4 protein-coding genes are annotated in these 1981 nt (G+C 54.0%); 1 reads left to right on the top strand and 3 read right to left on the bottom strand.

Going from position 1 to position 1981, the window contains the following annotated elements; all coding sequences use genetic code 11:
- Positions 1-237: hypothetical protein (locus ACTM82_RS08925; protein WP_441088551.1), on the top strand; the 237-nt coding region annotated here is incomplete at its 5' end.
- A gap of 185 nt (positions 238-422) precedes the next feature.
- Here the strand turns inward: ACTM82_RS08925 and rplT are convergent.
- From rplT to infC, 3 genes are read right to left on the bottom strand one after another with little or no spacing between them, the layout of a single operon-like run.
- A complete protein-coding gene (rplT, locus tag ACTM82_RS08920; protein ID WP_006234421.1) occupies positions 423-782 on the bottom strand; it encodes a 50S ribosomal protein L20 in 360 nt (119 codons plus the stop codon).
- 46 nt (positions 783-828) lie between these two features.
- On the bottom strand, positions 829-1020 hold the full coding sequence (rpmI, locus tag ACTM82_RS08915; RefSeq protein ID WP_006234422.1) for a 50S ribosomal protein L35: 192 nt from the start codon (positions 1018-1020) through the stop codon (positions 829-831).
- 32 nt (positions 1021-1052) lie between these two features.
- Positions 1053-1622, bottom strand: a complete 570-nt coding sequence (gene infC, locus ACTM82_RS08910; protein ID WP_006234423.1) for a translation initiation factor IF-3 — start codon at positions 1620-1622, stop codon at positions 1053-1055.
- Positions 1623-1981: the final 359 nt, after the last annotated feature.

Genomic DNA, 1981 nt, shown 5'->3' with positions numbered 1-1981 from the left:
CTTGCGAAAAACGAATCCAAGTCAGACCATTTCAAATGGTTCGATGTCTGCCCGGATGCGACACATCTGGTGTGTCCATCCTCGCAGTATCCGGTTCTCAAGGTGCACGCCCCGCGGTCCATCCGGTCCGACCGGGCCGCGCGGCAAGGAGATATATTGCCAGACCGCGAAGCGATGTGGGACGTCAATTCCACTCTTCATAAGTCCTACACAATATATCGCTTTCTATATAAGTAATAGAAAGGCTGGTGCAGAAATACTGCACGTATCAGATGATGACCCTTCGGTTAAGAGATATATAAAAATCGGTCACCTGTAAGTGTCTATCTACCCGCGCTTTTGCTATATAAACCAGCGCCTTAGATAAAAAGAGGGAGCGCCGCGCACAGCGAGACACTCCCCTAGCGATTCAAGAGAATCAATTAGGCCTCGAGAGCCTTCTTGGCGATGGTAGCCAGCTCGTTGAAAGACTCGATGTCCTCGTAAGCCATCTGAGCCAGGACCTTGCGGTCGAGCTCGATACCGGCGACCTTCAGGCCGTGCATGAACTGAGAGTAAGAGATGTCGTTCAGGCGAGCAGCAGCGTTGATACGGGTGATCCAGAGAGAGCGAATCTCGCGCTTCTTATTGCGGCGGTCACGGTACTGATACTGCAGAGAGTGCTGGACCTGCTCTTTAGCATGCTTGTAAGTACGCGAAGCGGCACCGTAGTAACCCTTCGCACGGTGCATAACGGTACGGCGCTTCTTCTTGGCGGCAACAGCGCGCTTGATACGTGCCATGTTCTATCAACTCCTAGACGGTTAAACGAAAAACGGGAACGCTAACTTAGGCGAGACGCGACTTGATGACCTTGCGGTCGGCAGCGGCGATCTCGGTCTCCTGACGGAAGCCACGCTTGCGCTTGGTGGACTTCTTGCTCAGGATGTGGCTCTTGAAAGCCTTGGCGCGCATAAGCTTGCCGGTACCAGTCTTGCGGAAACGCTTCTTGGTGCCGCTGTGGGACTTCATCTTAGGCATGAAATACTCCTTAATCGGTTACAGAACACTAGTTACTTAGTATCACTTGCCGCTTTATCCTCATCAAAGGCGCCCTTAATCGGGGCGAGCAGCATAAGCATGTTACGGCCTTCCATCTTAGGCTTGGACTCGACCGTAGCGTAAGGCTTAAGATCCTCGGCGAGACGCTCGAGAACGTTAAGACCCTGCTCCGGGTGAGCCATCTCACGGCCGCGGAACATGATGGTGATCTTAACGCGTGCGCCCTTCTTGAGGAAACGCAGAACGTGGCCCTTCTTGGTCTCGTAGTCGCCAACGTCGATCTTGGGTCGGAACTTCATTTCCTTAACCTCGACCTTGGACTGGTTCTTACGAGCAGCCTTGGCCTTCATGGCCTGCTGGTACTTGAACTTACCGTAGTCCATGACCTTGCAGACCGGCGGCTCCGCGTTGGGAGCGATCTCGACAAGGTCGAGACCCTGATCGTCGGCGACGCGCTGGGCATCGCGGATGGCGAACAGGCCGAGCTGAGAGCCATCGACGCCAATCAAACGGCACGAAGATGCAGTGATCTCGTCGTTGATGCGGGTGTCATCAGACTTAGCTATTTTCCCTACCTCCATTCATAAAAAAATAACCCGGCGCTTTTTTGCAACCAGGTCGTACACATAGACATCCTCGATATGAGGAAGAGAATCTAAGTTGTATGACCAGTCAGCTGCTCATTGGCGCCAAAAGGTGGGAACCCTCGGGTTCCTCTTTAGGGCATTGCGGAAACAACGCCTTGGCGATAATAACACGTACCGCTCGTTATCACATTACGTACACGAAAAAGGGGGCCTTAACCCCCCTCGAACGCTCTTTTGCATGCATGGTGCCCGAGGCGAGACTCGAAGGGCCTTCGCTTCGCGAAGCCCCGGGCTTCGGGCGCATGGCGCCCTCGCCACGCTCCGCTACAAACAGGCCACAGGCCTGTTTGCTT

Source organism: Collinsella sp. HCP3S3_E5 (assembly GCF_052067635.1).
Taxonomy (GTDB): domain Bacteria; phylum Actinomycetota; class Coriobacteriia; order Coriobacteriales; family Coriobacteriaceae; genus Collinsella.
The sequence above is the reverse complement of the archived record's forward strand: the minus strand, read 5'-3'. Positions and strand labels throughout refer to the sequence as shown.